The 26,664-nt window shown below is 63.5% G+C and carries 21 protein-coding genes; 13 read left to right on the top strand and 8 right to left on the bottom strand.

Annotated features, from left to right (window positions below; translation table 11 throughout):
- Positions 1 to 6 precede the first annotated feature (6 nt).
- The 3 genes from QM596_RS09310 to QM596_RS09300 form a co-directional block, all read right to left on the bottom strand.
- Positions 7 to 768, bottom strand: coding sequence for a crotonase/enoyl-CoA hydratase family protein (locus tag QM596_RS09310; RefSeq protein ID WP_019749317.1), 762 nt, complete (start codon positions 766 to 768; stop codon positions 7 to 9).
- 35 nt (positions 769 to 803) lie between these two features.
- Complete coding sequence (locus QM596_RS09305) at positions 804 to 1,997, bottom strand: class I adenylate-forming enzyme family protein (RefSeq protein ID WP_283308721.1); 1,194 nt, start codon at positions 1,995 to 1,997, stop codon at positions 804 to 806.
- A 93-nt stretch (positions 1,998 to 2,090) separates the two neighbouring features.
- Entirely contained in the window at positions 2,091 to 2,891 is an 801-nt protein-coding gene (locus QM596_RS09300) for an enoyl-CoA hydratase/isomerase family protein (RefSeq protein WP_031332045.1), read from the bottom strand.
- Here QM596_RS09300 and QM596_RS09295 point away from each other — a divergent pair.
- A complete protein-coding gene (locus QM596_RS09295) occupies positions 2,890 to 4,290 on the top strand; it encodes an FAD-binding oxidoreductase (RefSeq protein WP_283308719.1) in 1,401 nt (466 codons plus the stop codon). The two genes, QM596_RS09300 and QM596_RS09295, sit on opposite strands and share 2 nt — an antisense overlap.
- Here QM596_RS09295 and QM596_RS09290 read toward each other — a convergent pair.
- Positions 4,250 to 5,734, bottom strand: a complete 1,485-nt coding sequence (locus tag QM596_RS09290) for a DHA2 family efflux MFS transporter permease subunit (RefSeq protein WP_019749321.1) — start codon at positions 5,732 to 5,734, stop codon at positions 4,250 to 4,252. The two genes, QM596_RS09295 and QM596_RS09290, sit on opposite strands and share 41 nt — an antisense overlap.
- A 2-nt stretch (positions 5,735 to 5,736) precedes the next feature.
- On the bottom strand, positions 5,737 to 6,360 hold the full coding sequence (locus QM596_RS09285) for a PadR family transcriptional regulator (RefSeq protein WP_019749322.1): 624 nt from the start codon (positions 6,358 to 6,360) through the stop codon (positions 5,737 to 5,739).
- Between the two features lie 144 nt (positions 6,361 to 6,504).
- On the opposite strand from QM596_RS09285, the gene QM596_RS09280 reads away from it, so the two are divergent.
- Positions 6,505 to 7,194, top strand: coding sequence for a GNAT family N-acetyltransferase (locus QM596_RS09280; RefSeq protein WP_283308717.1), 690 nt, complete (start codon positions 6,505 to 6,507; stop codon positions 7,192 to 7,194).
- A gap of 35 nt (positions 7,195 to 7,229) precedes the next feature.
- Positions 7,230 to 8,264, top strand: coding sequence for a glutathione S-transferase family protein (locus tag QM596_RS09275; RefSeq protein WP_020970189.1), 1,035 nt, complete (start codon positions 7,230 to 7,232; stop codon positions 8,262 to 8,264).
- A gap of 10 nt (positions 8,265 to 8,274) precedes the next feature.
- Here QM596_RS09275 and QM596_RS09270 read toward each other — a convergent pair whose 3' ends face one another.
- Entirely contained in the window at positions 8,275 to 8,685 is a 411-nt protein-coding gene (locus QM596_RS09270; RefSeq protein ID WP_019749325.1) for a VOC family protein, read from the bottom strand.
- 154 nt (positions 8,686 to 8,839) lie between these two features.
- Between QM596_RS09270 and QM596_RS09265 the strand changes: the two genes are divergently transcribed.
- The 5 genes from QM596_RS09265 to QM596_RS09245 all read left to right on the top strand — a co-directional run bounded on the left by QM596_RS09265 (position 8,840) and on the right by QM596_RS09245 (position 19,212).
- Positions 8,840 to 9,589, top strand: coding sequence for a hypothetical protein (locus tag QM596_RS09265; RefSeq protein WP_080910925.1), 750 nt, complete (start codon positions 8,840 to 8,842; stop codon positions 9,587 to 9,589).
- Between the two features lie 68 nt (positions 9,590 to 9,657).
- On the top strand, positions 9,658 to 10,659 hold the full coding sequence (locus tag QM596_RS09260) for an ABC transporter ATP-binding protein (RefSeq protein WP_283308787.1): 1,002 nt from the start codon (positions 9,658 to 9,660) through the stop codon (positions 10,657 to 10,659).
- Positions 10,656 to 11,429 carry an ABC transporter permease gene (locus tag QM596_RS09255; RefSeq protein ID WP_019749328.1) on the top strand — a complete coding sequence of 258 codons (774 nt, stop codon included), beginning with the start codon at positions 10,656 to 10,658 and terminating at the stop codon, positions 11,427 to 11,429. Before QM596_RS09260 ends, QM596_RS09255 begins: the two co-directional genes overlap by 4 nt.
- A gap of 36 nt (positions 11,430 to 11,465) precedes the next feature.
- On the top strand, positions 11,466 to 15,275 hold the full coding sequence (locus QM596_RS09250) for an ABC transporter ATP-binding protein (protein WP_283308715.1): 3,810 nt from the start codon (positions 11,466 to 11,468) through the stop codon (positions 15,273 to 15,275).
- 175 nt (positions 15,276 to 15,450) lie between these two features.
- Complete coding sequence (locus QM596_RS09245) at positions 15,451 to 19,212, top strand: multifunctional oxoglutarate decarboxylase/oxoglutarate dehydrogenase thiamine pyrophosphate-binding subunit/dihydrolipoyllysine-residue succinyltransferase subunit (RefSeq protein WP_019749330.1); 3,762 nt, start codon at positions 15,451 to 15,453, stop codon at positions 19,210 to 19,212.
- Between the two features lie 99 nt (positions 19,213 to 19,311).
- Here the strand turns inward: QM596_RS09245 and QM596_RS09240 are convergent, their stop codons facing one another.
- Complete coding sequence (locus QM596_RS09240; RefSeq protein WP_019749331.1) at positions 19,312 to 19,941, bottom strand: TetR/AcrR family transcriptional regulator; 630 nt, start codon at positions 19,939 to 19,941, stop codon at positions 19,312 to 19,314.
- Between the two features lie 71 nt (positions 19,942 to 20,012).
- On the opposite strand from QM596_RS09240, the gene QM596_RS09235 reads away from it, so the two are divergent.
- From QM596_RS09235 to QM596_RS09225, 3 genes are all read left to right on the top strand, one after another.
- Positions 20,013 to 21,587: a flavin-containing monooxygenase gene (locus QM596_RS09235; protein ID WP_019749332.1), complete on the top strand. Its 1,575-nt coding sequence runs from the start codon at positions 20,013 to 20,015 to the stop codon at positions 21,585 to 21,587.
- Positions 21,584 to 22,414, top strand: coding sequence for an SDR family NAD(P)-dependent oxidoreductase (locus QM596_RS09230; protein WP_113683136.1), 831 nt, complete (start codon positions 21,584 to 21,586; stop codon positions 22,412 to 22,414). Before QM596_RS09235 ends, QM596_RS09230 begins: the two co-directional genes overlap by 4 nt.
- Positions 22,415 to 22,494: 80 nt before the next feature.
- Positions 22,495 to 23,436, top strand: a complete 942-nt coding sequence (locus QM596_RS09225; protein WP_019749334.1) for an alpha/beta hydrolase fold domain-containing protein — start codon at positions 22,495 to 22,497, stop codon at positions 23,434 to 23,436.
- A gap of 51 nt (positions 23,437 to 23,487) precedes the next feature.
- Here QM596_RS09225 and QM596_RS09220 read toward each other — a convergent pair whose 3' ends face one another.
- Positions 23,488 to 24,372, bottom strand: coding sequence for an ABC transporter substrate-binding protein (locus tag QM596_RS09220; protein WP_283308712.1), 885 nt, complete (start codon positions 24,370 to 24,372; stop codon positions 23,488 to 23,490).
- 203 nt (positions 24,373 to 24,575) lie between these two features.
- On the opposite strand from QM596_RS09220, the gene QM596_RS09215 reads away from it, so the two are divergent.
- Positions 24,576 to 25,514 (top strand): ABC transporter substrate-binding protein, encoded by a 939-nt coding sequence (locus QM596_RS09215; RefSeq protein WP_019749336.1) that lies wholly within the window; start codon positions 24,576 to 24,578, stop codon positions 25,512 to 25,514.
- Between the two features lie 4 nt (positions 25,515 to 25,518).
- A complete protein-coding gene (locus QM596_RS09210) occupies positions 25,519 to 26,664 on the top strand; it encodes an ABC transporter ATP-binding protein (RefSeq protein WP_020908449.1) in 1,146 nt (381 codons plus the stop codon).

The raw sequence follows: 26,664 nt of genomic DNA, 5'->3' as shown, positions 1-26,664 counted from the left end.
TCGGTGTTACCGCCCCTTCCAGACCGGGGCGCGCTTCTCGGCGAACGCCGTCGCACCCTCGCGTGCATCTTCGGATGCGAACACCGGCGCCATGACCTGCAACTGCTTCGCGAAAGCTTCGTCGTCGGACCAACCGCCGGCCTTGACGATGATCTCCTTGGTGACCGCTACCGCGAGCGGTCCGTTGCGGGTGATTCGATCAGCCAGCTCCAGTGCGCCGTCGAGCGCCTTGCCCGGTTCGGTCAACGTGTTCACGAAGCCGTAGCGGTATGCCTCCTCGGCGGTGAAACTGTCGCCGGTAAGCGCCAGTTCCAGAGCCTTCTGGTACGGAATCCGCTTGGGCAGGCGCAACAATCCGCCGCCACCTGCAACCAGTCCTCGCTTGACCTCCGGGATACCGAACTTCGCTTCGGACGACGCCACCACCAGGTCGGTGGCAAGCACGAGTTCCGTGCCGCCTGCCAACGCGAAGCCCTCGACCGCCGAAATGATCGGCTTACGCGGTGGCCCTTCCGTGAATCCGAGACCGCGTCCCGGCACGAGGACGTTCTCGCCGGCCACGAATGCCTTCAGATCCATACCGGCACAGAAGTTTCCGCCGGCTCCTGTCAGCACGGCCAAGGACAGATCGTCGTCCGCATCGAGCTCTTCGACCGCGGCGGCCAACGCGTGACTGACCGCCGAGTTGATGGCGTTGCGCGCCTCGGGCCGGTTGATGGTGATGATCAGTGTCCGCCCGCGCCGCTCGGTGAGAACCTCGTCCGCCATGATGTCCCTCTCGTTTGTCGACCACGCTCGCGTGACTACGCGACGTTGCGTTCGACAATACGGACGAAGCCATCGGGGTCGATCTGCGCGGTGTCGTGAGTGCAGAACCACCCCTGGGTGAACCTCGTCGAGGTCGCTTGCGGCGAGTTCCAATACCGACGCGTGACACTCGGCCCACGGCACAGCAACTCACCGAAACCACCTGGCGCATCCGGGCCGTACAACGCCACTTCCATTCCACCGAAAGCGATTCCGACGCTTCCGAGGTGGGTGGGCGCCGACTCGGTTGGCAGAATGAGACCAGCCCCACAGGTTTCGGTTTTACCCCACCCGATCACATGCCGAGCAGCCGGGAACAGGGTCAGCAGCTTGGATTCCTGTTCGGCCGTGATCGGCGACCCGCTGCAATCGATCCACTGCACCGACCTCGAACCGGCACGCGCCGCCGGTCCGAGCGTGAGCAACCGTGGCTCGAGCAAGTCCTCGGGCCGCCCGGTCACGATGTCGACGGTATGCACACTCTCACGCCAGAAGTCCCCGGCGAGGACCACCGTTCCACCGACCACCAACGTCGCGAGCACGTGCACGAACTGCCGCACCGACTTGAAGTCGTTGTCCACCAGCAGATTCCGCACACCTTCGACGCCGTAGTCACGCGAGTGCAGAATTCCGACGATGGCAGAAAGCACGTTCTCGTTGCTCAACTCGACGCCAAGCATCTCGCCCGAAGAATCCGCGGTGTACGCGAGGACCGCCATCTCGTCCGGGGCGGCGCCGTCGTCGATGAACGGAACACCGTGCGGGAGTTCCCCGTCGAGCACCAACACCGAGCCACTGTCCGCGATGACGAAGTCCGCCGCGTCATCACTCAAGTGCACACCGACGGAGACCGGAACACCGCCGGCGAGGATGACGCCGAGGCACGCCTCCATCCACCTCACCCCAGCGGGGACACGAATGGCCACACGGTCACCGATCTCGACGCCTCGCGACTTCAGCCCTCCCGCGACCCGCGACGCCTCGGCCCACAGCTCCGCAAAGGTGACCTGCTCGCCGTCGACCTCCTCGACCGCGACGCGTGAGGAGAACCGATGGACGGCGATGTCCAGTAGTTCGGACAACGACGGGTCCAGTTGGCTGTACCGAAGCACCCCGTCACCGGCGCGGGTGACGCGGGCGTCGGCGAGGAGCTGATTCGAACACGGGTATTCCACAAGCGTCGACCGCATCGATACCTCCACGTCACTGACAACCCACCGGCCATTCGACTATATGACGTGGATCACAGTTCGTGGAGGTCTCTGGCGATAATCGTCGCAAACTTACTTTCCGGAGTAGACCGCTTTGCCCGGTCCGACGTCGAGGAAACTGCGGACAGCGCCGCGTAGGTCATCGGTGGCGAACAGCGCACCGGACACTCCGGGAGTCACCGAATCCGCATGAGCGATCCCGCCGGAACGCCAGGCCGCGACGATCTGCTTGGTGGCGTCGTGGGCTCGCGTGGGTCCGTCCGCCAGCCTGGTCGCCAGGGCACGCGCCGCAGCATCGACATCGTCGTGAACTGCATTGACGACGCCCCACGAGTGCAGGGTTACGGCGTCGTAGAGATCGCCGGTCATGACCAACTCCCGAGCTCGTCCGGAACCGGCACGCTCGGCCAAACGCTGCGGTCCACCCATGGACGGCGTCAGACCGACCACTGTCTCGACCAGTCCGAACTTCGCCTTGGGCGCCGCGAGGATGATGTCGCAAGCCAAGGAGATCTCGAATGCAGCAGTCAGCGTCAACCCGTGCGCCGCATAGATCACCGGGCACGGCAATGCCTCGAGCGGATGGCAGATCTGGGCGAACAGTTGGCGCCACAACTCCGCGCCCTGCTCCGGGTCGAGGCCGTCGAACACATGGACGTCGACGCCGGCCGAGTTGACCTTGCCCTCGGCGCGCAGAAGCACCGCGCGCGGTGGGTTTTCGGTCAGCGTCGCAACATCGGCGATGACCGCGTCGAACATGGCCTGATCGAACAGATTGAGTGGTCCGTGTGCGAACGTCAGGACAGCCACCTCGGCACCACCATCGGTGGTGAAGCGCTCGAGACGGGTGGGATGCGATTCGGGAGCAGTCATGCCGCCACACTGCCACATCGAACCGGCCTACGATCGTCGGGTGGACGGTCTGAGAAATGCGCTCGCGGACGTTGTGGGACACCGGTTCGTCGTCACCGACGCCGACGTGTTGGCGACCCGTTCCACCGATCAGACAGGGCGGTACACGGGCCGTGCCTGCGCCCTGGTCCGACCGGCCGATACAGCCGAAATCGCTGCACTGCTGAACGTGTGCCGCTCCCGCGGTGTACCGGTCACCGTTCAGGGCGGGCGAACGGGCCTGGTCGCCGGCACGGTGCCAGAACACGACGACGTCCTGCTCTCCACCGAACGCCTCGCGGCGATCGGCGACGTCGATCTTGCCGCCGGGCGGATCACCGTCGGGGCGGGAGTGACACTCGCGCAGGTACATTCCGCGGCGGCCGCCGCCGGTTTGAAGTTCGGTGTCGACATAGCCTCGCGGGACACTGCGACGATCGGCGGCATGGTGTCCACCAATGCCGGTGGCCTGCACACAGTTCGATACGGGAACATGGCCGAACAGGTGCTCGGACTCGAGGTGGTACTCCCCGACGGAACAACGGTGCGCCGGTCCCCGAAAGTGCTGTCGGACAACTCCGGATACAACCTGCCCGCGCTGTGGGTCGGTAGCGAAGGAACTCTTGGTGTGGTCACTTCCGTCGACCTGAAATTGCGGAAGATACCGACCTACCGCGTCACGTCGCTGACCGGTTTCGACACACTCCAGGACGTCGTCGAGGCGGGGCGAGTCTTGCGCGCTCTCGACGGCGTCGACGCACTCGAATTGTTGGACGGGCGCGGTCTCGAACTGGCCGCACGCCATTTGAACGCCGCGGTTCAGACGGGGCGACCGTGGTACCTCCTCGCCGAGGTGTCCGCGGCCCACGATCCGCTGGAAGACCTGGCCGAGCTGCTCGAACGCATCGGCCCACCGCAGACCCCGGCCGTGGCGGTCGACGCCCCCGGCTCGACGCGCTTGTGGGCGGCCCGCGAATGCTTCGCCGAGGTGGTCGGATTGTTCGGTCCCCCACTGAAATTCGACGCGGCGCTACCGCTGGACTCGCTTGCCACCTTCACCGAGGACGCAACGGCGGTGATCGCGAGCCGAGCGCCCGAGGCAATTCCGATCCTGTTCGGACACGTCGCCGAGGGAAACATCCACCTCAACGTCCTGAACTGTCCGAACGCCGACACCGTGTATCGCAGTGTCCTCGAACTGGTTCGCGATCACGGCGGAAACGTCAGTTCCGAGCACGGGGTGGGCTCGCTCAAACGCAACTATCTGGACCTGGCCCTCTCGGCGCAGGACATAGCCACGATGTGGGCGATCAAGCGAGCCCTTGACCCGAGCGACTATCTCAATCGCGCAGTGATGTTTCCCGACGCGCTTCGGCACTGACGGCCATCGCGTCGTCGTGCGCGTCCCCGCGTAAAGGCCGGGCGAAGCACACCGACGCGACGAAACCGATGAGCAGCACACCCGCAGGTAGCCAGATCGACTCCGACATCGCCGTGCTGAACGGTTCACGGACGAACTCTGGGAGGTGACCCACGCCGGCTTCCGAACTGCCGCCGGTCAGTCCCTGAGCCGCCAATCGTGCAGTGATCAGAGCGCCGATCGCAGCGCTGCCGAGAACCGCACCCACCTGCCGGGTGGTGTTGTAGACGCCGGCGCCCGCGCCCGCCTGCATCGGAGGCAGGTTGTGTGTGGCGGTGGCCGCGAGCGGAGACCAGATGCACGCGTTCGCGAAGCCGATCAGGCCGATCGGCAGGAGCAGTTCCCAGATCGCGACGTCGGGAGACATCACCAGTGCCAGCCAACCCAAGGCGACGGCGAACAGCAAGAAGCCGGTGCCGGCGATGTAGCGCGGATGTGTCTTGTCGACGAGCTTGCCGATGATCGGGGCGAAGATACCGGTCAGCACTGCCATCGGAACGAGCAGCAACGCCGACTGCGTCGGGGAGAGGCCACGAACTGCCTGTGTGTAGAACATCAGCGGAAGGACCATCGACGTGATCGCAAAGCCCATCGCGGTGATGGCGACATTGGCGAGTGAGAAGTTGCGATCCTTGAAGAGTTCCAAGGGAAGCAAGGGTTCGTTCTTGTTGCGCGACTGGTAGAACACGAACACCGCGAGCAACACCACACCGGCGCCGATCAGGCTCCAGACGAATCCGTTCCAGTCGTACGAACTGCCTTCCTGGATTCCGAACACCAGAAGGAACATGCCTGCGGCACTGAGAATCACGCCGGGGATGTCGAACTTGTGCTCGCTGGTCGGCAACGACGGAACGAGCTTCCACGCGAGCAGGAAGGCGATGACACCAACCGGGACGTTGACGATGAAGATCCATTCCCAGCCGAGATTGTCCACCAGGACGCCACCGGCAAGCGGACCCACCAGGGTGGCAACACCGGCAACGGCGCCCCACAGACCCATTGCGGCGCCACGCTTGTTCGGCGCGAACGTGCGTGTGATGACGGCCATCGTCTGAGGCGTCATCATTGCAGCACCAAGACCCTGGAAAGCCCTTGCGACGATGAGCATCTCGACGCTGCCGGACAGACCGCACCACAGTGATGCGCCGGTAAACAGTACGAGGCCGATCATGTACAGGTTCTTCGGACCGAACCTGTCACCGAGTCGGCCCGTGACGAGCAGCGGCACCGCGTACGCCAGCAGGTACGCGCTGGTGACCCAGACGACCTTGTTGATGTCGGTGCCGAGGTCCTCCATGATCGCGGGGTTGGCGACAGCGACGATGGTGCTGTCCACCAGAATCATGAAGAACCCGATACACAGCGCCCACAGCGCGTGCCAGGGATTGACCTGCTTTTCCATCTTCAGTCCTTAGGTAGTGCGGACGAGCCTGCGGAGCCGGCCAGCCGGTCGAGAAGTTCTTGTGAGAGCCAGGGCATTTCGCCGCTCTCGATGTCTGTCACCAACGCGCCGATCCACTCTCTTTCGGCGACGGTCAGTGCGTGGGCGTAGTCCGCGCCCACCGTGAAGATTCGTGGTTTCTCCGCGGCCTTCACCGCTTCGTAGTCCACCTCGAATTTCGCAATCGTCTTGTCGAGGTGCGCGAGACGGATCCGAAGCATCTGACACGCAGTCGATGCGGAGAGGTTGTGCATCTCGGCAAGCGCGAGTGGCAACCGCGGATACTCCCGCACCGGAACCGCCAACATCTCGCGTAGTTGATGTTCGAGGGCATCACGGCCGCGGGCAGTGATCTCGTACGTCGTCCGCTCCGGGCGGTTGCCCTCACGATCGGTCCCGATCGAAGCCAGAAGTTCCTGCTTCTCCAACCGGGAAACCGTGTGATAGAGCGATCCCGGCTTGATTTTCACCAGCTGATCGCCCCGCCGCACCGAGGCGAGTTGGTACATCTCGTACGGGTGCATCGAACGCTCGGACAGCAGGCCCAGCACGGTGATTCCCAAAGGCGTCAGTGACACGTCACCCATGAGTCCCCCTCCCTGACAAGCCGTAGTTGACTGACGAGCCGCAATTGACCATTTCTTGACTATTCCACCCGAAATAGTCCACATGGAATATACGACCTCTGTCCGTCTCGATCAACCCGTTCGAATCGGACTAGCCTGTAGCGAGTGGACGATCATCACCTCGACATCATCCGACTTGCCTGGGCGCGTGAGCTGGGACTCGGCGACTCGGCACTGCGTCCGGCGCACACGGCCCGCGTCGTCGGCGACGACATCCACGTTCTCGATCTGGCAGGCTCCGGTGCGATCGTCGGGCCACAGTGGTTCATCGAGCGCACAGAGGGCATCTCCGTCGACGCACTACTGCAACCGACACGTCTCCTCGAGATCGCCGGCGATCACGGCGGGCGAATCACCGGTCCCGTCGATCTCGCTTTCCTCGGCGACTACACGGACGCGCCACCCGACGAGCAACTGCTGATTTCCCACGAGGTCGACGACGCCCTCGCCGTCGCTGCGCTGTGCCCACCCGACGACAGCACCACGGCCGACCTCGAGAACCGGACGCGGTGGTTCACCGCCGTCACCGATTCCACCGAGGTGCTCGGATGCGCGGCATACTCCGAATTTCAGGGATTCGTGGCAGATCTCACGACCCTGACTGCTCCTGCGCATCGCCGTCACGGAATCGGCTGTGCAGTAACGTTTCTCGCCGCGGAGGACGCTCTCGATTCCGGGTTGATCCCGCAGCTACGCACGAGTCGCGGCAGCGCGATCGCCGCGACGCTTCCACGTAAAGCCAAATTCGACGTTCTGGGGGCATACGCTCGGGTACACGTGCACCTGCCCAGTTGACACTCGAAATGACACTCGAACGAGAGGGACCGCAGATGAGTACGGAAGACGGCGCGAGCGAACCGACATTCGTCGAAGAGGGTCGTGAATTCAAACGCGACACCAACTACATCCCGACCCGGATCACCGAGGACGGTCGCGACGGTTACCCCGTCGAACCGGGGCGATACCGGTTGATCGTGGCACGTGCCTGCCCGTGGGCAAACCGCGCCATCATCGTCCGCCGTCTGCTCGGCCTCGAAGACGTACTGTCGATGGGCATCTGCGGTCCGGTTCACGACAAGCGAAGCTGGACTTTCGATCTCGACCCGGGCGGCGTCGATCCCGTACTGAAGATCCCGCGACTACAGGACGCGTACTTCGCCCGAGATCCCGAATACCCCAGGGGAATCACGGTGCCCGCCATGGTGGAGATCGCGACGGGCAAGGTGGTCACGAACGACTACCCACAGATCACCCTCGACTTCTCGACGCAATGGAAGAAGTACCACCGCGAAGGCGCACCGGATCTGTACCCGGAGCCTCTGCGAAACGAAATCGACGAAGTGGCCGAGTACGTGTTCCGCGACGTCAACAACGGCGTCTACCGCTGCGGTTTCGCCGGTTCACAGCAGGCGTACGACGAGGCATACGACACGCTGTTCGCCCGCCTCGACTGGCTCACCGAACGTCTTGCCCGGCAACGCTTCCTGGTGGGAGACACCATCACCGAGGCCGATGTGCGCCTGTTCACCACGCTTGTGCGATTCGATCCCGTCTATCACGGCCACTTCAAGTGCAACAGAAGCAAACTCAGCGAGATGCCGGTGCTGTGGGACTACGCACGCGATCTGTTCCAGACTCCCGGATTCGGTGACACCATCGACTTCACACAGATCAAAGCGCACTACTACATCGTGCATTCCGAGATCAATCCCTCCGGAATCGTGCCCAAGGGACCGGAATTGACGCACTGGCTCGAACCGCACGGCCGCGAACAGTTGGGTGGCCGACCGTTCGGGGACGGCACACCGCCTCACCCGCCCATCCCGTCGGAAGTGGTTCCAGCAGAGCACTGGGCCACCAGATAGGTCGCGGCGGCTACTCCCCTGCGTACGTGCCGAAACTCCAGTACACACCTTCGGGATCACGGCAGGTGAACCCCCGCGAACCGTAGTCCTCGTCACGCAATCCCTGCGTGATCGTGGCGCCCGCCGCGACAGCGCGTTCGTGGAGTGCATCAGCTGCGTCCGCGTCGTCCACGACGATGTACACCGAACCGATTCCAGGCGGCAGGCCGGCGATCGCCGAATCGGTGCGCGGCGAACCCAGCATGATGCCGCCACCGCCCGGCCAGTCGAGTTGGGCGTGGTCCACCACGTCTCCCTCGCCGTAGACGACCTTCTCCACGAAACCGAAGGTGCTCACCAGAAAGTGGATTGCAGCCCGGGCGTCGAGGTAGCGCAGTGTCGGCCAGATGGTCGTCGAACGAGATTCCGAAGTGGCGGTCATAACACTCGAACTCCTGCCTGGGAAAACTCACGAAGAAAACCGAGTCTCGTACGAGCCTATGGCCCCTGCGATCACCGCCGCTACCGAAAACTTCACCTATTCTCGAGATACGGTCCACCTCGCTTCAGAGGAGGACAACTGTGGAGGGGCAGCAATGAGCAAGTCGACGAACAACGACAGCGGGCGTATCGAGAAGGTCCTCGTTTCCGTTCTCGACAACGGAAGCCGCCTGCAAGCGCCCGCAGTGGCCAAATACGTCAACCACGTCCGTAAGGCGCACCCCGACGAGTCACCTGCTCAGATCGTCGAGCGGATGGAGAAGATGTTCATTCTCGCCGTGACCGGAAGCGGCAGTGCCGTCGGCGCCACGGCCGCGGTGCCGGGCGTCGGAACAGTCGCGTCCATCGCTGCAGTCGGTGCGGAATCGGCTTTCTTCCTCGAAGCGTCGGCGCTGCTCACATTGGCAATAGCGTCTGTCCACGGAATCTCCGTGCAGGATCATCAGCAACGACGTGCCCTGGTACTGGCAGTCGCACTCGGCGAATCCGGCATGGAGATCGTCCAGAAGGCCACCGGGATCACGGCCAAGAACTGGGGAACGGCAATCACGAGCAAGATTCCCGGACCCACGATGAGGGGAATGAACAGCACCCTCGTGCGGAAATTCGTGACCAAATACGCCGCCAAGCGCAGCGCACTGATCCTCGGCAAGCTCGTTCCCGCCGGAATCGGTGCGGTCATCGGCGGTGCGGGTAACCGAGCCATCGGCAAGGGCGTCGTCAAGAATGCGCGCGAAGCCTTCGGACCGGCACCGGCCAGGTGGACCGATCACCTGATCGTGATGCCTGCCGACGATGCCGCAGTGCTTCCCCAGACGCAGACACGCCGGGCCATCCGCAGATAGCCGTCCGGGCCGTAGGCTCGCATCACGTATTCGCCGCCGACCCGGGAGCAGCATTGACGAACACCGCAATGGGATCCTTCTCTGCCCCCATCGAGATTCGTGGGTTGACGAAGACGTTCAAGGCGGCGCGCGCGGTCAACGACCTGAGCTTCGACGTTCAGGCGGGCTCGATCACCGGGTTTCTCGGCCCGAACGGTTCGGGCAAGACGACCACGTTGCGGATGCTCCTCGGACTGGTGTCACCGACGTCGGGATCGGCCACGATCAACGGCACCCCGATGCGTTTGCTGCCCAACCCGGCCCGGACCGTCGGCGCAGTACTCGACGTCGGCAGTCTCCATCCGAAACGAACGGCGCTCGGACACCTCGAGATCTACGCGGCCGCTATCGGCATACCGACTCAGCGCGCAGCGCAGGTTCTGGACATGGTCGGTCTGAGTTCGGTCGGAGCCCACAAGACCGGCACCTTCTCACTCGGGATGCGCCAACGCCTGATCCTTGCCACCGCGATGCTCGGTGATCCCGAGATCCTCGTCCTCGACGAACCCGCGAACGGACTCGACCCCGAAGGCATGGCGTGGCTACGTCAGTTCCTGCAGACCTTCGCCGGTTCCGGCCGAACGGTTCTGATCTCGAGCCACGCGCTTCGTGAAGTGGAAGCGACCGTCGACAGCGTGGTCATCGTCAGCGCCGGCTCACTCGTCTACCAAGGGACCATGGACGAACTTCGTCGCTCCCAGCGCAGTCGACTGCTCGTCTCGTGTTCCAACCCAGCGCTCCTCGCCACGGCATTGGCCGCTCGCGGAATCATCGACGCCCAGATCACGCAGGACGGACGGCTCGCCGTGGGCGGCACCGACACGTCGGTGCTCCCACCTGTGGCATCCGCCGCCGGTGTCACGATCTTCGGTGTCGCGACCGAAGGCGCAGATCTCGAGCAACTGTTCCTCGCGATGACAACACCGCAGTACGCGGTTCCCCAGGTCGGATACCACCGCCCACCCGGTCCCGGTTCCGGACCGGGCTATTACGGCCCTGCCGCATACGGACCTTCCGGAGGACACAGATGACCACGCTCGTGCGCGCGGAGACACTCAAAGTTCTCACCCTGCGCTACTGGTGGGCACTGGCCATCGCACCGGTCGTCGTGGCCGTGCTGATTGCTGCCTCGACTCGGACGTTCGTCGAAGTCGTGGCCGATTCGGCCGACACCACTTTCGACGTCGATGTCGTGTCCACCGGCGTCAGCCTCGGTGTCTCCAACACGCTTGTCCTGGTGTTCGCGGCCGTCTTCGGAGCACTCACCGCCGGATCCGAATTCGGCTACAAGACTCTCACCACGACGTTCCTCACAGCTCGCGGCCGCGACGGAGTTCTCGGCGCAAAACTTGCCGTCGTCGCGGTATTCGCCGTCGGCTACGCATTGGCGGTCGAAGTAGTCAGCATCGGCGCGATGTTGCTCTTCGGCCGGGACTTCAGTTTCACCACCGATCTCTTCGCCATCTGCGCCGCAGGCATTCTGGCGTGCGCGCTGTGGGCACTGCTCGGCGCCGGGGTGGCCCTGCTCACCGGTTCGTCGATGGCCGGTGCCCTCTCGGTCATCCTGTGGTTCGTCTTCGGTGAATGGATCGTCCGCGCCGTGCTGCTCGCGATGGATCTCGGTGGGATCGGGGCCGCGCTTCCGGTGTCGGCCACGATCGGCACCATCGTCAATGCGGCACCGTCGATCGACGTCGACGCGTTTGCGTCCTGGCCGAGCGGCCCGATGATGCTGGCCGCTTGGGTAGTTCTGTTCTGCGGGCTCGGTTGGCTACGGACCAGGACCCGCGACATCACCTGAAAAAGCTGTCTGGGGCCGGGTCTACCGTGGATCTCGATGAACACGATCAACACGGACAGTCCGGTAGCTGGAGAGGTGGATCGAGCTCCGGGCTGGATCCGCCGCTTGGCCCACGCATGCTGGTTGCACCGAAGAGTTGCGATCGGCGCGCTACTCGTTACGGTCATCGCCTCTGCGATCGACATCTCGTTTCCTCTCCTGACCCGCTATGCGCTCGACGCCGCAAGCCAGGAGAACCCGGGCAAGGTGATCGGGTTCGTCGCGATGGCGATCGCGTTGCTCTCGATCGTCCGCTTCGCGTGCCAGTACGGCCGACGGATGCTTGCCGGCCGACTCTCGCTCGACGTTCAACACGACTTGCGGCTCGCCCTGCTCGGTTCGCTGCAACGCCTCGACGGACGGGGGCAGGATCAGATCCGCACAGGCCAGGTCGTCTCCCGGTCCATCACCGATCTGCAGCTCGTCCAGGGTTTGCTCGCGATGGTGCCGATGTCCGCAGGAGCGCTCCTGCAATTCGTGCTGGCGATCGGCATCATGGCGTGGCTCTCGCCGCTGTTGACTCTCGTTGCTGTCGCCGTCATCCCAGCAGTAGGGCTGGTGGTGTTCCTGATGCGACCGATGCTCTTCGCCGCAACATGGTCCGCGCAGCAGCGGGCCGCCGACCTCGCCCAACACGTCGAGGAAACCGTCACCGGCGTTCGCGTCGTCAAGGGATTCGGGCAGGAACAACGAGCCGTCGACCAGCTGGAGAAACATAGCCGCACGCTGTACTCCGAGCGCCTTCGCGCCGCGTGGTTGAACGCGAAATTCGCGCCAACCATGGCCGCCTTGCCCCAGCTCGGGCAGGTGGGAGTGATCGCTCTCGGCGGGTATCTCGCACTGCACGACAAGATCACCGTGGGAACGTTTCTCGCGTTCGCCACCTACATCGTGACGATGACCGGAGTCACCCGAACTCTGTCGTCGGTCATCGTCATGGCGCAGCTGGCGCGCGCCGCTGTAGAGCGTGTCTACGACGTCATCAACGCTCAGCCGGACATCGCCGATCCAGACCATCCGGTGGACCTGCCCGACGGTCCTCTCGGAGTCACCTTCGACGACGTGGCATTCGGATTCGACACCGAACGCGACGTCCTGACCGGGCTGAACCTCCGCATAGAACCGGGCGAGACCGTCGCCGTCGTGGGTCCGGCCGCGTCGGGCAAGACCGCGTTGTCCTTGCTTCTCCCCCGGTTCTACGCACCGACTTCGGGTGCGGTGACCGTCGATACCGCCGGCGAGACGTTCCCCATCGGCGAACTGCGCAGTGAGCAGCTTCGTGCCGCCGTCAGCCTCGTCTTCGACGAGCCCTTCCTGTTCTCGGACACCATTGCCGCCAACATCGCACTTGGCCGCGAGGACGCCTCCGACGAGGACATCCGCGACGCAGCAGCACTGGCACAGGCAGATTCGTTCATCGAGGCACTCCCGGACGGATACGACACCGTTGTCGGTGAACGAGGTCTGACGCTGTCGGGCGGCCAGCGTCAGCGCATCGCACTTGCCAGGGCACTGCTCGTCGACCCACGGATCCTGGTCCTCGACGACGCGACCTCCGCAGTCGATGCGGCTACCGAAGCCGCGATCTTCGACGCGTTCCGGGCCAGACGGCGCCAGACCACGCTCATCCTCGCTCACCGGCGGTCCACCCTGACGCTCGCAGACCGGGTCGCGGTTCTCGACGGCGGACGGATCATCGACTCCGGAACCGTGGACGAACTGGAAGCGCGATGTCCGCTCTTTCGTGCGCTGTTCTCCTCGCCGCCGGAACTACCGGCCGAACTCGACGATGTCGACTCCGATGCTTTCGGACGTGACCGCAGGAAGCCGACAACCGAGCAGTTGTGGCCGCAGGCACCGGAATCCGAAGCCGACAGCACAGCCGCTACGACGCAGGGTGCGGGCGGACCGATGGCCGGAGCGCTCAGCGGAATCGCGGTGACGCCGTCCCTGCGGGCAGCAGTCGACGCTCTCCCACCCGCACGCGAAGACCCCGGAATCGCTCCTGAGAGCCTGCGCGAATCGAATCCACAGTTCTCACTCCGACAGATCTTGACGCCGGTCCGCTGGGTTCTACTGGCGGTTGTCGTGTGCCTTGCCCTGGACTCCGCAGCGGCGATCGCATTTCCCTCCCTCGTCAGATACGCGATCGACCACGGAGTCGTGACCGCGGACAGCAGCACGCTCTGGATAGCGACGGCATTCGGCGCCCTCCTGGTCGCCGCGGACTGGGTCGTCGTCGCGGTCATGACGGTGCTCACCGCCCGGGCCGGCGAACGCGTGTTGTTCGGGCTCCGCGTGCGCAGCTATGCACACCTGCAGCGCCTGGGCCTGGACTACTACGAACGTGAATTGTCCGGGCGCATCATGACGCGCATGACCACCGACGTCGACGCGCTGTCGTCGTTCATCCAAACCGGCATGTCGACGGCGATCGTGAGCGTCCTGACCGTCGGCGGAATTTCGATCGCACTCCTGGCGACCGACGTGACGCTCGGGCTGGTGGCGCTGGCCGTCATCCCACCGCTCGTGGTTGCGACCGTGATCTTCCGCAAGATCTCCTCGGTTGCCTACAGCCAGTCCCGCGAACGGATCTCGCTCGTCAATGCCGACTTCCAGGAGAACATCGCCGGTCTGCGAGCGGCTCAGGCCTACCGCCGCGAAGAAGGTGCGGCGCGTAGGTTCGCAGAACGCTCCGAAAGCTACCGCCGATCGCGGATGCGGTCGCAGCGAGCCATTTCGATCTACTTCCCGTTCATCTCGTTCCTGTCCGACCTCGCGTTGGCCGCAGTGGTGTTCGTCGGCGCGCACCAGATCGCCAACGGGTCGACGTCACCCGGCGTACTGATCGCGTTCGTGCTCTACCTCGGCCTGCTGTTCGGACCGATTCAGCAACTCTCACAAGTGTTCGATGGTTACCAACAGGCAAACGTCGGATTGCAACGAATCGGTGACCTTCTGCGTACTCGGAGTTCGATCGAAACAGCCGACAGCGAGGATCTGATCGCGATCTCCGGACGGCTCGACGGCGCCGTTTATCTCAACGGGGTCGGGTTCCGGTACTCGGGTGCGGACGTCGACGCCCTCTCCGATTTCGATCTGCAGATTCCGCCGGGCACGACGGTTGCCCTCGTCGGCAGAACCGGTGCCGGGAAGTCGACGGTGGTGAAGTTGCTCGCCCGCTTCTACGACCCGACGTCCGGATCCGTCGACGTGGACGGAACCGACATCCGGAACTTCCACCTCTCGCAGTACCGACGTCGCCTCGGCGTGGTCCCGCAAGAGGCGCATCTGTTCACCGGCACGGTCGCCGACAACATCGCGTACGGGAGGCCGTCGGCGTCGCACGCGGAGATCGAGGAAGCGGCGCGTTCCGTCGGCGCACTGAATTCGATAGCCGACATGCGTGGAGGCATGAATCATCCCGTCGGCGAGCGCGGCCAGGGGCTCTCGGCGGGCCAACGCCAACTGATCGCATTGGCCCGTGCCGAACTGGTCGACCCGGACCTTCTGCTCCTCGACGAGGCGACCGCGACGCTCGATCCCGCGACCGAACGAATGGTGCTCGAAGCAAGTCGGTCGGTCACCCGGAAACGGACTTCCGTCGTCGTAGCTCACCGCCTCGCGACTGCTGCCCGAGCGGACCTCGTTGTCGTAGTTGACCGGGGACGTATCGTTGAATACGGCCCGCACGATGTTCTGCGGTATGCCGGTGGTCACTACTCGGGACTCTGGGATGCATCGCAGGCGCGTGAGGGGAATAATCTGACGTCGAGAACTGTCATCGAAGGCAACCCCGTCGCGTGACAGTCGGCACGGATTTGTACCGCCGAGAGGTAGTGCGCGATCGCAAGATCACGGACTTCCGTGAGACAGCTCACAAATTGTGTGCCGCACAATTGCTCGTCACACGCTCGGGCTAATCTCATATATATAGGCGCTCTGATCGGGTACCGAAATAGAAACGAGGCGAACACCTGCCGTGAGCAGCAGTTCTACATCCCAATTCGGACAGAACCAGTGGCTGGTTGACGAGATGTACCAACGCTTCCAGGACGATCCGTCGTCCGTGGATCCCAGTTGGCACGAATTCTTGACCGATTACTCGCCGGACTCGGCGAACACGGGAGGTGGAAACGGGACTGCCTCGAACGGCAACGCGGCTGCACCCGCCGCTGTTGTAGCTCCGCCTGCTGCTCCCAAGGCCACGCCTCCCGCCCCCAAGACCGCACCTCCTGCGCCGCCTGCCAAGGCTGCCGCACCGGCCCCCGCGAAGACGGCAGCGCCCGCCGCGAAGGCCGCCCCCGCCAAGCCTGCAGCAGCCAAGCCTGCGGCCGCTCCCGCGAAACCCGCTCCCGCCGGCGGAGCCGAGGAAACCAAGGTTCTCCGCGGCGCCGCAGCAGCAGTCGTCAAGAACATGTCGCTCTCGCTCGAGATTCCGACAGCAACCAGCGTGCGTGCCATCCCCGCGAAGCTGATGTTCGACAACCGCATCGTCATCAACAACCACCTCGCACGTACCCGCGGCGGCAAGATCTCGTTCACCCATCTCCTGGGTTACGCGATCGTCCAGGCAGTCAACGCGTTCCCCAACATGAACCGGCACTTCGCCGAAATCGACGGCAAGCCGAACGCGGTCACCCCCGAGCACACCAATCTCGGACTCGCGATCGACCTTCCCGGCAAGGACGGCAACCGCTCACTGGTTGTTGCCGCCATCCGGAACACCGAGTCGATGAACTTCGTCCAGTTCCACGCGGCGTACGAGGACATCGTCCGACGCGCCCGTGAAGGCAAGCTCACCGGCGAAGACTTCACCGGCGTCACCATTTCGCTGACCAACCCGGGCGGCATCGGCACGGTTCACTCCGTTCCTCGCCTGATGAAGGGCCAGGGCGCCATCATCGGTGCCGGCGCGATGGAATACCCCGCCGAGTTCCAGGGCGCCAGCGACGAGAAGCTGGCCGAGATGGGCGTCGGCAAGTTGATGACCCTCACCTCGACCTACGATCACCGCATCATCCAGGGTGCCGAGTCGGGCGATTTCCTGCGCACGATCCACAACCTGCTGATCAGCGACGAGTTCTACGACGAGATCTTCCACGCGCTCGGCAACCCGTACGAGCCGGTGCGTTGGCGCAAGGACGTGCCGGAAGGCGCTGTCGACAAGAACACCCGTGTTCTCGAACTGATCGCTGCATACCGTGACCGCGGCCACCTCATGGCCGACACGGACCCGTTGCAGTTCGTCAAGGACAAGTTCCACAGCCACCCCGACCTCGACGTCATCAGCCACGGCCTGACGTTGTGGGATCTGGACCGCGAGTTCAAGGTCGGCGGCTTCCACGGCCAAGAGAAGATGAAGCTGCGCGACGTGTTGAGCGTGCTGCGCGACGCGTACTGCCGCCACGTCGGCGTCGAGTACACGCACATCCTCGAGACGGATCAGCGTCAGTGGATCCAGGACCGCGTCGAGGGCCATCACGCCAAGCCTTCGGTCGCTCAGCAGAAGTACATCCTGAGCAAGCTCAACGCCGCCGAGGCCTTCGAGACGTTCCTGCAGACCAAGTACGTCGGCCAGAAGCGCTTCTCGCTCGAAGGCGCCGAAGCCGTCATCCCGATGATGGACGCCGTGATCGACCAGGCCGCCGAGCACCAGCTCGACGAGGTCGTCATCGGAATGCCGCACCGTGGCCGTCTCAACGTGCTCGCCAACATCGTCGGCAAGCCGTACTCCAAGATCTTCACGGAGTTCGAGGGCAACATGAACCCGGCAGCCGCTCACGGCTCCGGCGACGTGAAGTACCACCTGGGCGCCAGCGGAACGTACATCCAGATGTTCGGTGACAACGACATCGCTGTCTCCTTGACCGCAAACCCGTCGCACCTCGAGGCCGTCGACCCGGTTCTCGAAGGCCTGGTCCGCGCCAAGCAGGACATCCTCGACAAGGGCGAAGAAGGCTTCACCGTCCTGCCGCTCATGCTGCACGGTGACGCTGCATTCGCCGGTCAGGGTGTTGTCGCCGAGACGCTCAACCTCTCGCTGCTTCGCGGTTACCGCACCGGTGGCACCGTGCACATCGTCGTGAACAACCAGGTCGGCTTCACCACCGCTCCGGAACATTCACGCTCGTCCGAGTACTGCACCGACGTCGCGAAGATGATCGCCGCACCGGTCTTCCACGTCAACGGCGACGACCCCGAGGCTTGCGTCTGGGTTGCTCAGCTGGCCGTCGACTTCCGTGAGAAGTTCGGCAAGGACGTTGTCATCGACCTCATCTGCTACCGCCGTCGCGGTCACAACGAGGGCGACGACCCGTCGATGACCCAGCCGGCCATGTACGACGTCATCGACACCAAGCGCAGCGTTCGTAAGAGCTACACCGAGTCCCTCATCGGCCGCGGTGACATCTCGCTCAAGGAAGCCGAAGACGCACTTCGCGACTACCAGGGCCAGCTCGAACGGGTCTTCAACGAGGTCCGTGAACTCGAGAAGTTCCAGCCCGAACCGTCCGAGTCCGTCGAACTCGACCAGACTCCCCCGGCTCGCCTGACCACGGCTGTCGCTCCCGAGGTCCTCGAGCGCATCGGTGATGCGTTCGTCAACGTCCCCGACGGCTTCACCGTTCACCCGCGCGTCAAGCCGGTTGCCGAGAAGCGCCGCGAGATGGCTCGTGAGGGACATGTCGACTGGGCGTTCGCAGAATTGCTAGCGTTCGGCTCGTTGGCCGAGCAGGGTGCCTTGATCCGCCTCGCGGGTCAGGACTCCAAGCGTGGAACGTTCACGCAGCGTCACTCGGTCCTCATCGACCGCAAGACCGGCAACGAGTACAGCCCGATCGCCAAGATCGCTGCCGACGCCGAAAACGGCGGCAAGTTCATGGTCTACGACTCCGCACTCACCGAGTACGCAGGTCTGGGCTTCGAGTACGGCTACTCGGTGGGTAACCCCGACGCTCTGGTCCTGTGGGAAGCGCAGTTCGGTGACTTCGTCAACGGCGCGCAGACCATCATCGACGAGTTCATCTCTTCGGGTGAGGCCAAGTGGGGTCAGCTCTCCGACGTCGTGCTGCTCCTGCCGCACGGTCACGAGGGTCAGGGTCCGGACCACACCTCCGGTCGCATCGAGCGTTTCCTTCAGCTGTGTGCAGAAGGCTCGATGACCGTTGCGGTTCCGTCGACTCCGGCCAGCTACTTCCACCTGCTGCGTCGCCATCACCTCGACGGCATCCGCCGTCCGCTGGTGGTCTTCACGCCCAAGTCGATGCTGCGTAACAAGGCTGCAGTCAGCAACGTCGAGGACTTCACGACGGGCAAGTTCCGTTCCGTCTTCGAGGAGCCTGCATTCGAGAGCGGCGAAAGCGCCCGCGAATCGGTCAAGCGGGTTCTGCTGGTCAGCGGCAAGCTGTACTGGGAGCTTCTGGCGAAGAAGCACAAGGACGAGCGTGACGACATCGCAATCGTGCGCATGGAGCAGCTCTACCCCGTGCCGAAGCGTCGTCTCAAGGAGACCCTGGACCGTTACCCGAATGCGGATCAGTTCCGTTGGGTTCAGGAAGAGCCCGCAAACCAGGGTGCGTGGCCGTTCCTCGGACTGGCTCTGCCGGATCTTCTGCCGGAGACCTTGACCGGCATCAAGCGCATCTCGCGTCGTCCGATGTCCGCTCCCTCTTCGGGATCGAGCAAGGTGCACGCGGTGGAGCAGCAGGAGATCTTGGACGAGGCGTTCCTGCCGACCAACTGAGCAGTGGCGTTCCTGCCGACCAAGTAAGCAGTGGCAGTACCCAAAGGCCGGGCCCCACATTCCGCAAGGAGTGTGGGGCCCGGCCTTTCTGCGTTCACGTCAATTCGATTGCAGCAGACCCAGATCCGGCCCGGCATCGAAGCCGACGGCGGCCAGTGCCAACGCGGGCAACGACTGAACCGTCAGGTCGATCAGTTCCTCGCGGGTGATTGCGGGCGCGCGGAGCCAACTGATGGTGGCTTCCTCGACAAACGCGATCCAACCTCGAACGGCCAACTCCACCTGAGGCGTTCGAGTCAGGCCGATCTTGGGGAGCTGATCGAGGGTTCTCTTGGCCATGATGTCGCGAGTCTGCTCGAACACCTCACGCATCTGGGGATCCCCGCTGGCGGTCCCCCGGAGCAGCGAGACGTAGGTATTGCGGTTCTCGGTCACGTAGTCGACGTACGACGCCAGCACCGAGCGGAGGGTGAGCATCGGATCGTCCGACTGACTCGGCTCGGTGCGCTGGAGCATCTGTTCACTGCTGTGTCGGACGATGGCGAGATGGAACTCGCTTTTCGACGCGAAGTAGTGGAACAGAAGCCCACGCGACACCCCCGCTTGATCGGCGATGTCCTCGACGGAAATCTGCTCGAGCGGCCGTTCGGCCAGCATGCGCGCCCCGAGGTCGATGAGTTGCGCTCGGCGTTGCGCAGGGTCGAGCCGCGTTCGCTTTACTGCGTCCATGCCCAATAGACTACTGAATATCCGTCAATAAGCTATTGACCGTGACTCAATAAAGGCATATCGTTCCCTACATGAGTCTTCCAGTTACAGATACCTCAGCACCTGCCGCGGATACTCGCCACGTCGGCACACTGATCATCGGCAGCGGTTTCGCCGGTCTCGGTGCGGCGATCAAACTGGCACAGGCCGGCATCACCGACTATGTCGTTCTCGAGCGCGGCAACGACGTCGGTGGAACCTGGCGTGACAACAGCTACCCGGGCGCCGCGTGTGACGTGCCGTCGCATTTGTACTCGTACTCTTTTGCACTCAATCCGGAGTGGACGCGCTCCTTCTCCACCCAGCCCGAGATCTACAAGTACATCCAGTCGGTGGCCAACCGCCACAAGGTGCTCGACAAGCACATCTTCGACTGCGACGTTCTCTCAGCCCGATGGGACGAGTCGTCGGCTCAGTGGCACGTCAGCACCAACAAGGGTGAATTCGTCGCAAAGATCGTCGTCTCGGCCGTCGGCGCACTGTGTGAGCCTTCACTTCCGGACATCAAGGGCATCGACGGATTCAAGGGCGAGATCTTCCACTCCTCGCGCTGGAACCACGATGCCGATCTGACGGGCAAGCGCGTGGCCGTCATCGGAACCGGCGCCTCCGCCATCCAGATCGTGCCCGCTATCGGCAAGAAGGTCTCACACCTCGACGTGTACCAGCGCACGGCGCCGTGGATCCTGCCCCGCGCAGACCGCGAGTACACCAAGATCGAGCACCTCGCGTTCAAGTACCTTCCCGGCTTCCAGAAATTGTGCCGCACCGGTATCTACTGGATGCGAGAGACGCAGGTCGTCGGCCTGGCCAAGGCGCCGGTCTTCATGAAGCCGCTGCAGTTCGCCGCCGAGCGTCACCTGAAGGCTCAGATCAAGGACAAGGATCTTCGTAAGAAGGTCATGCCCAACTTCCAGATCGGCTGCAAGCGCATGCTGATCTCGAACAACTACTTCCCCACCCTCGCCCAGGACAATGTCGACCTGGTGACCGAAGGCATCGAGGAGGTCACCGCCAACGGGATCGTCTCGAAGACCGGCACCACCCGTGAGATCGATGCCATCGTCGTGGCGACCGGATTCCACGTCACCGACTCCCCCACCTTCGCGGGAATCTTCGGCAAGGACGGACGCTCGCTCGCCGAGGTCTTCGAAGAGACCGGCATGCAGGGATACAAGGGCGCGGCAGTTGCCAACTTCCCCAACATGTTCTTCCTGGTCGGCCCCAACACCGGCCTCGGACATTCGTCGATGGTCTTCATGATCGAGTCGCAGATCAACTACCTGGTCGACGCGATCGCCACCATCGACAAGTACGACATCGGCACCATCGAGGTGCGCAAGGACAAGCAGGACAAGTACAACAAGGACCTGCAGGCAGCTATGTCCAAGAGCGTGTGGAACAACGGCGGTTGCGCCAGCTGGTACATGGACAAGCACGGAAACAACACCACCCTGTGGCCTGGCTTCACCTTCCAGTTCCGCAATGCCACCAAGCATTTCGACCTCGCGGCATACCGCAGCGTCGCCACCTCGGATCTCGGCGCCGTCGGCACCGCGACCACTTCACAGATCGACCTCGACGACGAGAAGGCAGTAGCACAATGAGTGATTTTGCAGGCAAGGTCGTAGTCATCACCGGAGCGGGATCGGGCATCGGTCGCGCACTCGCACTGAACCTGGCCGGCCAGGGCGCCAAGTTGGCGATCTCCGACGTGGACACCGTCGGGCTCGCCGAGACAGCACGTCTGGTGGAGGCCATCGGCGCCGCGGTGAAGTCGGACCATCTCGACGTCACCCAGCGCGAGGCGGTTCTCGAGTACGCCGACGCGGTTGTCGCCCATTTCGGCAAGGTCAACCAGATCTACAACAACGCCGGAATCGCGTACCACGGCACCTTCGAGAAGTCCGAGTTCAAGGACTTCGAACGTGTCATGGACGTCGACTTCTGGGGAGTTGTCAACGGCACCAAGGCATTCCTTCCCCACGTCATCGCCTCCGGTGACGGGCACATCGTGAACGTGTCGAGCCTCTTCGGTCTGCTGTCGATGCCGGGTCAGAGCGCCTACAACTCGGCCAAGTTCGCCGTTCGCGGTTTCACCGAGTCGCTTCGCCAGGAAATGCTGATCGCCAAGCACCCGGTGAAGGTGACCTGTGTGCACCCGGGCGGAATCAAGACCGCCATCGCACGCAACGCCACCGCAGGTCCGGGCGAAGATCTTGCGGTCTTCTCCGAGTTCTTCGACCGCAAGCTCGCGCGCACCACTCCGGAGGACGCCGCCAAGACGATCGTCAACGGTGTTCGCAAGAGCAAGCCGCGAGTTCTCATCGGGATGGACGCAATCGCACTCGACGCCTGGGTTCGCCTCGTAGGATCGGGCTACCAGCGCATCGTCGCGATCGTCGCCGGCCGAATGATGCCCAAGTCCAGCTGAGTTCGTTTCACAGCGTCGTTCGTTTCACAGCGTCGTTCGTTTCACAGCGCAGTTCGCATAAAGAGTCAGGAGCCCTGCCGGTGAGCACGTTCACCCTTCCGCTGCCCGTGGTCGCATTCTTGTTGAAGCCGTACTTCCGTCTGGCTTTCAACTCGCGGCTGCCGTATCGGATTCAACGTCTGTTGCTCGAGGCCGGGGCACCGCTACAGCAGGTTCCAGCGGGCGCCGTCGTGCGCCCGCTGGAGCTGGCTTGCCGACCGGCTGAGAAGATCACCGTCGGCGCAACCGAGCGCCCCACCGCAGTTCTCTACCTGCACGGCGGGGCGTACACGCTGGGTTCGCTGGCCACACACCGTTCTCTCGCAGCTCATCTCGCCCGTGAGTCGTCCAGTGCGGTCTTCACCTTGGACTACCGTCTCGCGCCGGAGAATCCGTATCCCGCCGCTCTCGACGACGCGGTCTCAGCCTTCATGCAGTTGGTCACCGAGTTCGACTATTCGGAAGACCGCGTTGCCATTGCCGGCGATTCGGCCGGTGGCGGTTTGGCCGCGGCGACCGCTCTGCGTCTGATCGAGCGTCACGGCGTGACCCCCGGCGCGCTCGCACTGATCTCGCCGTGGGTCGATCCCGGCGATCGGGGTGCTACCAAAAAGGCCGACCTGGTGGTCAACACAGCTTGGTCCTTCGATGCCGCCGACGCTTACCTTGCCGGCGGCGACCGTACTGATCCTGGCTACGCGCCGATGCACGGCAAGCTCGACGGGTTGCCGCCCACCAGGATTCACGTCGGTTCCGAGGAGGTCCTCTACCCGCAGATCATGACGTTCACCGACAAGCTCTCCGCTGCCGGCGTCGACGTGTCCCTGGTGGAGTACGCACGACTGTGGCATGTGGCTCACGCACAGGCGTCACTGGTGAAGGAAGCAGCAGACGCCGTTGCCGACCTCGGCCAGTTCATCGCATCGAAACTGATTCGTGCCAAGGATGATTCGAGTTCAGCAGTGGGATCGAACAGTCACTGACGGGTGGCCCACTCCGTCCATGTCACTGACGGGTGGCCCACTCCGTCCATGTCACTGACGGGTGTCCCACCAGGTTCGTGCCACTTCCGAGGCTGACGCCTTGCCGGTCCGCACCTGCTCGATCATTGCGGCGAGATCGGTGGTGGACAGTTCACCCGCAACGACGCTGAGCGCCTTGACAGCCGAATCTCCCAGTGCGCCCGCCCGAAAGAGCGGAACGACATTCTGCGCAGCCAGAACGTGATTCGAATCAGCGAGCACTGTGACGGCGTCGGATTGTGCCAGCGCTGACAGCGTCGTGGTTCCGAATACCTGTGCACCGGGTACGTCTGCCGGCGTTGCCTGATCGACGCCGGCGAAGACACACTCGGCGCCCTCGGCCAACTGTTCCACTGCCCCGTCCTCGACGAATCTCGCGGAGACGAGCGGCGTCGCCGCGGCGCACGAAGGAGCAAAGGCTTCTATCGTCTTCACTCCCAACGACTGTGCGTATGCGGTGTCGAGTGCGAGGACCGCACGATCTTCGGCCATCGCATAGTCGGAGACCGAAAGACCCTCCGGCAGAGAGCGACTCAAGGCTTCGAAGACGTCGTCGGCCTTGCGGGCCGGGGATGACGGGTCGTAGTGATCGAGCAGCGCACCGGTGAACTCGGGCACCAAGGTGACTCGCGCTGCGTCCAGAGCCTCGAGTGATTGGGTTCTGCCTCCACCCACCGATTCGACGCGAGCCGACAGACCGGAGGATGAGAGCACCGTCGAATACACCTCGGCCAACACCGAACTCTCCACTGATGCGTCAGCAGCCACCACGATCTGGTCACGAGACTCCGCTCCGGCGCTCTCTACCACCGAATCACCGTTTGCGCATCCGCTGAGAATTGGCAGGACCATCAGTGCTGCAACAACAGTCGAATACTTCGTGCGTGTGCTCTTCACCGAAATCCTCACATCCAATCCCATGGATCGAAAACCGTGCCATGTCGGTACCTATCGTTACACTTGTCGGGCGATGCGCGGTAACCAGTCCTGACGCAGCCACTCGGTGGCGGCGCCGTCGAAGCCACTCGGGTGGCTTCGCCACAAGGGGATGGTTTCCGACGCCCGAAACACGGGACGCCCGAAAAACCGGAAGGACGCTCATGCGCACCTCACGATTTCGTTCCAACCGTTGGCTCGTAGCCGCGGCAACCGTTGTCTCTCTGACTGCACTGACAGCGTGCGGTAGCAGTGACGGTGACTCCAACAGCGATCCCAACGCGGTTGTCGTCGGCTCCGCCAACTTCACCGAATCCGAGACGATCGCCAACATCTACGCCGAAGCACTGCGTGTCAACGGGTTCGATGTGTCCACGTCGTTCAACGTCGGCAGCCGTGAGGCGTACATTCCGGCGCTCAAGGACGGGTCGATCAGCGTCATTCCGGATTACACGGGAAATCTCCTGCAGTACTTGGATCCCGACAGCACGGCCACCAGCTCCGCTGATGTCCTCGCCGCTCTTCCCGCAGCTCTCGGGTCGGAATTGGCCATTGCGACGCCTGCATCCGCCGAGGACAAGGACGCCGTCGTCGTCACCAAGGAAACCGCTGACAAGTGGAACCTGAAGACGATCGCCGATCTGGCTCCGCATTCCGCCGAGGTCAAGTTCGGCGCTCCGGCCGAGTTCCAGGAACGTCCAGCCGGATTGCCCGGTTTGAAGTCCAATTACGGTCTCGACATCTCGGCAGCCAACTTCGTCCCGATCGCCGACGGCGGTGGACCGGCAACAGTGAAGGCTCTCTCGTCCGGCGACATCACGGCGGCAAACATCTTCACGACGTCTGCCTCCATCCCGGCAAACAACTTCGTGGTTCTCGAAGACCCGAAGAACAATTTCCCGGCTCAGAACGTGGTGCCGGTGCTGCGCGCGTCGAAGTCTTCCGACAAGTTGAAGACAGTCCTCGATGCGGTGTCCGCCAAGCTCACCACCGAAGAGTTGTTGGCACTCAACGTCCAGGTGTCCGGCGACACCAAGACGGAGCCGGCAGCGGCGGCCAAGGCGTGGGTGACGGCGCAGGGCCTCGACAAGCCGGTCTCGTAGTCACGTGATCACATTCGAGGGCGTCACCAAGCAGTATCCGGACGGCACCACCGCCGTCGACCGTCTCGATCTCACCATCGAGGCCGAGTCGTTCACGGTGTTCGTGGGGCCGTCCGGGTGCGGCAAGACGACGTCGATGCGCATGATCAACCGGATGATCACACCGACGTCGGGCAAGATCTTCGTCGACGGTCGTGACATCGCCCAGACCGACGCGGTGAAGCTGCGTCTCGGCATCGGGTACGTCATCCAGAACGCCGGCTTGCTTCCGCATCGCACCGTGATCGACAACGTCGCAACAGTTCCGGTACTGCGCGGTGAGTCCCGCCGCGCAGCGCGCAAAGCCGCGTTGGGGGTACTCGAACGAGTCGGTCTGGACATCTCCCTTGCCACCCGCTATCCCGGGCAACTCTCGGGTGGGCAGCAACAACGTGTGGGAGTTGCGCGAGCATTGGCTGCCGATCCGCCGATCCTGTTGATGGACGAGCCCTTCAGCGCCGTCGACCCGGTGGTGCGTGAGGATCTGCAGACCGAAATGCTCCGTCTTCAAAGCGAACTGAAGAAGACGATCGTCTTTGTCACCCACGACATCGACGAGGCAGTCAAACTCGGTGATCACATTGCCGTCTTCGGTCCCGGCGGGCGGCTTCAGCAGGTTGCGGCACCTCGCGACGTGTTGGCCGCACCGGCAACGGACTTTGTCGCCGGATTTGTCGGACGCGATCGCGGATATCGGGGATTGTCGTTCCGCGCTGCCGACGAGGTTCCGTTACACCCCGTACGCACGGCCGTCGAGAACGAATTGAAGGCTCTGCGTCTCGAATTGGGCGAGTGGGTTCTCGTGGTCACGGACAGCGGAAGTCCGCAGGGATGGATCGACGTGACCGGCGTCGAAGGCCTGCGCTCGGGACGCACTCTCGCGCAGTCGACGTCGGCCGGTGGTTCGTTGTTCTCCCCCGGCGGTGATCTACGCCAAGCACTCGATGCGGCAATCTCGTCCCCTTCCGGTATCGGCGTTGCCGTCGACGGCGAGGGAGCGGTCATCGGCGGGATCCTCGGGTCCGAAGTCGTGGCGAAATTGGCAGATCAGCGTCGACGCGAGGACGAGGAACGCAACCGAGTCGCCTTCACCGAGGGATTCGGGGCGTAG

Origin of the sequence: Rhodococcus sp. IEGM 1406 (genome assembly GCF_030056745.1) — a bacterium.
GTDB lineage: Bacteria > Actinomycetota > Actinomycetes > Mycobacteriales > Mycobacteriaceae > Rhodococcus_F > Rhodococcus_F erythropolis.
The sequence above is the reverse complement of the archived record's forward strand: the minus strand, read 5'-3'. Positions and strand labels throughout refer to the sequence as shown.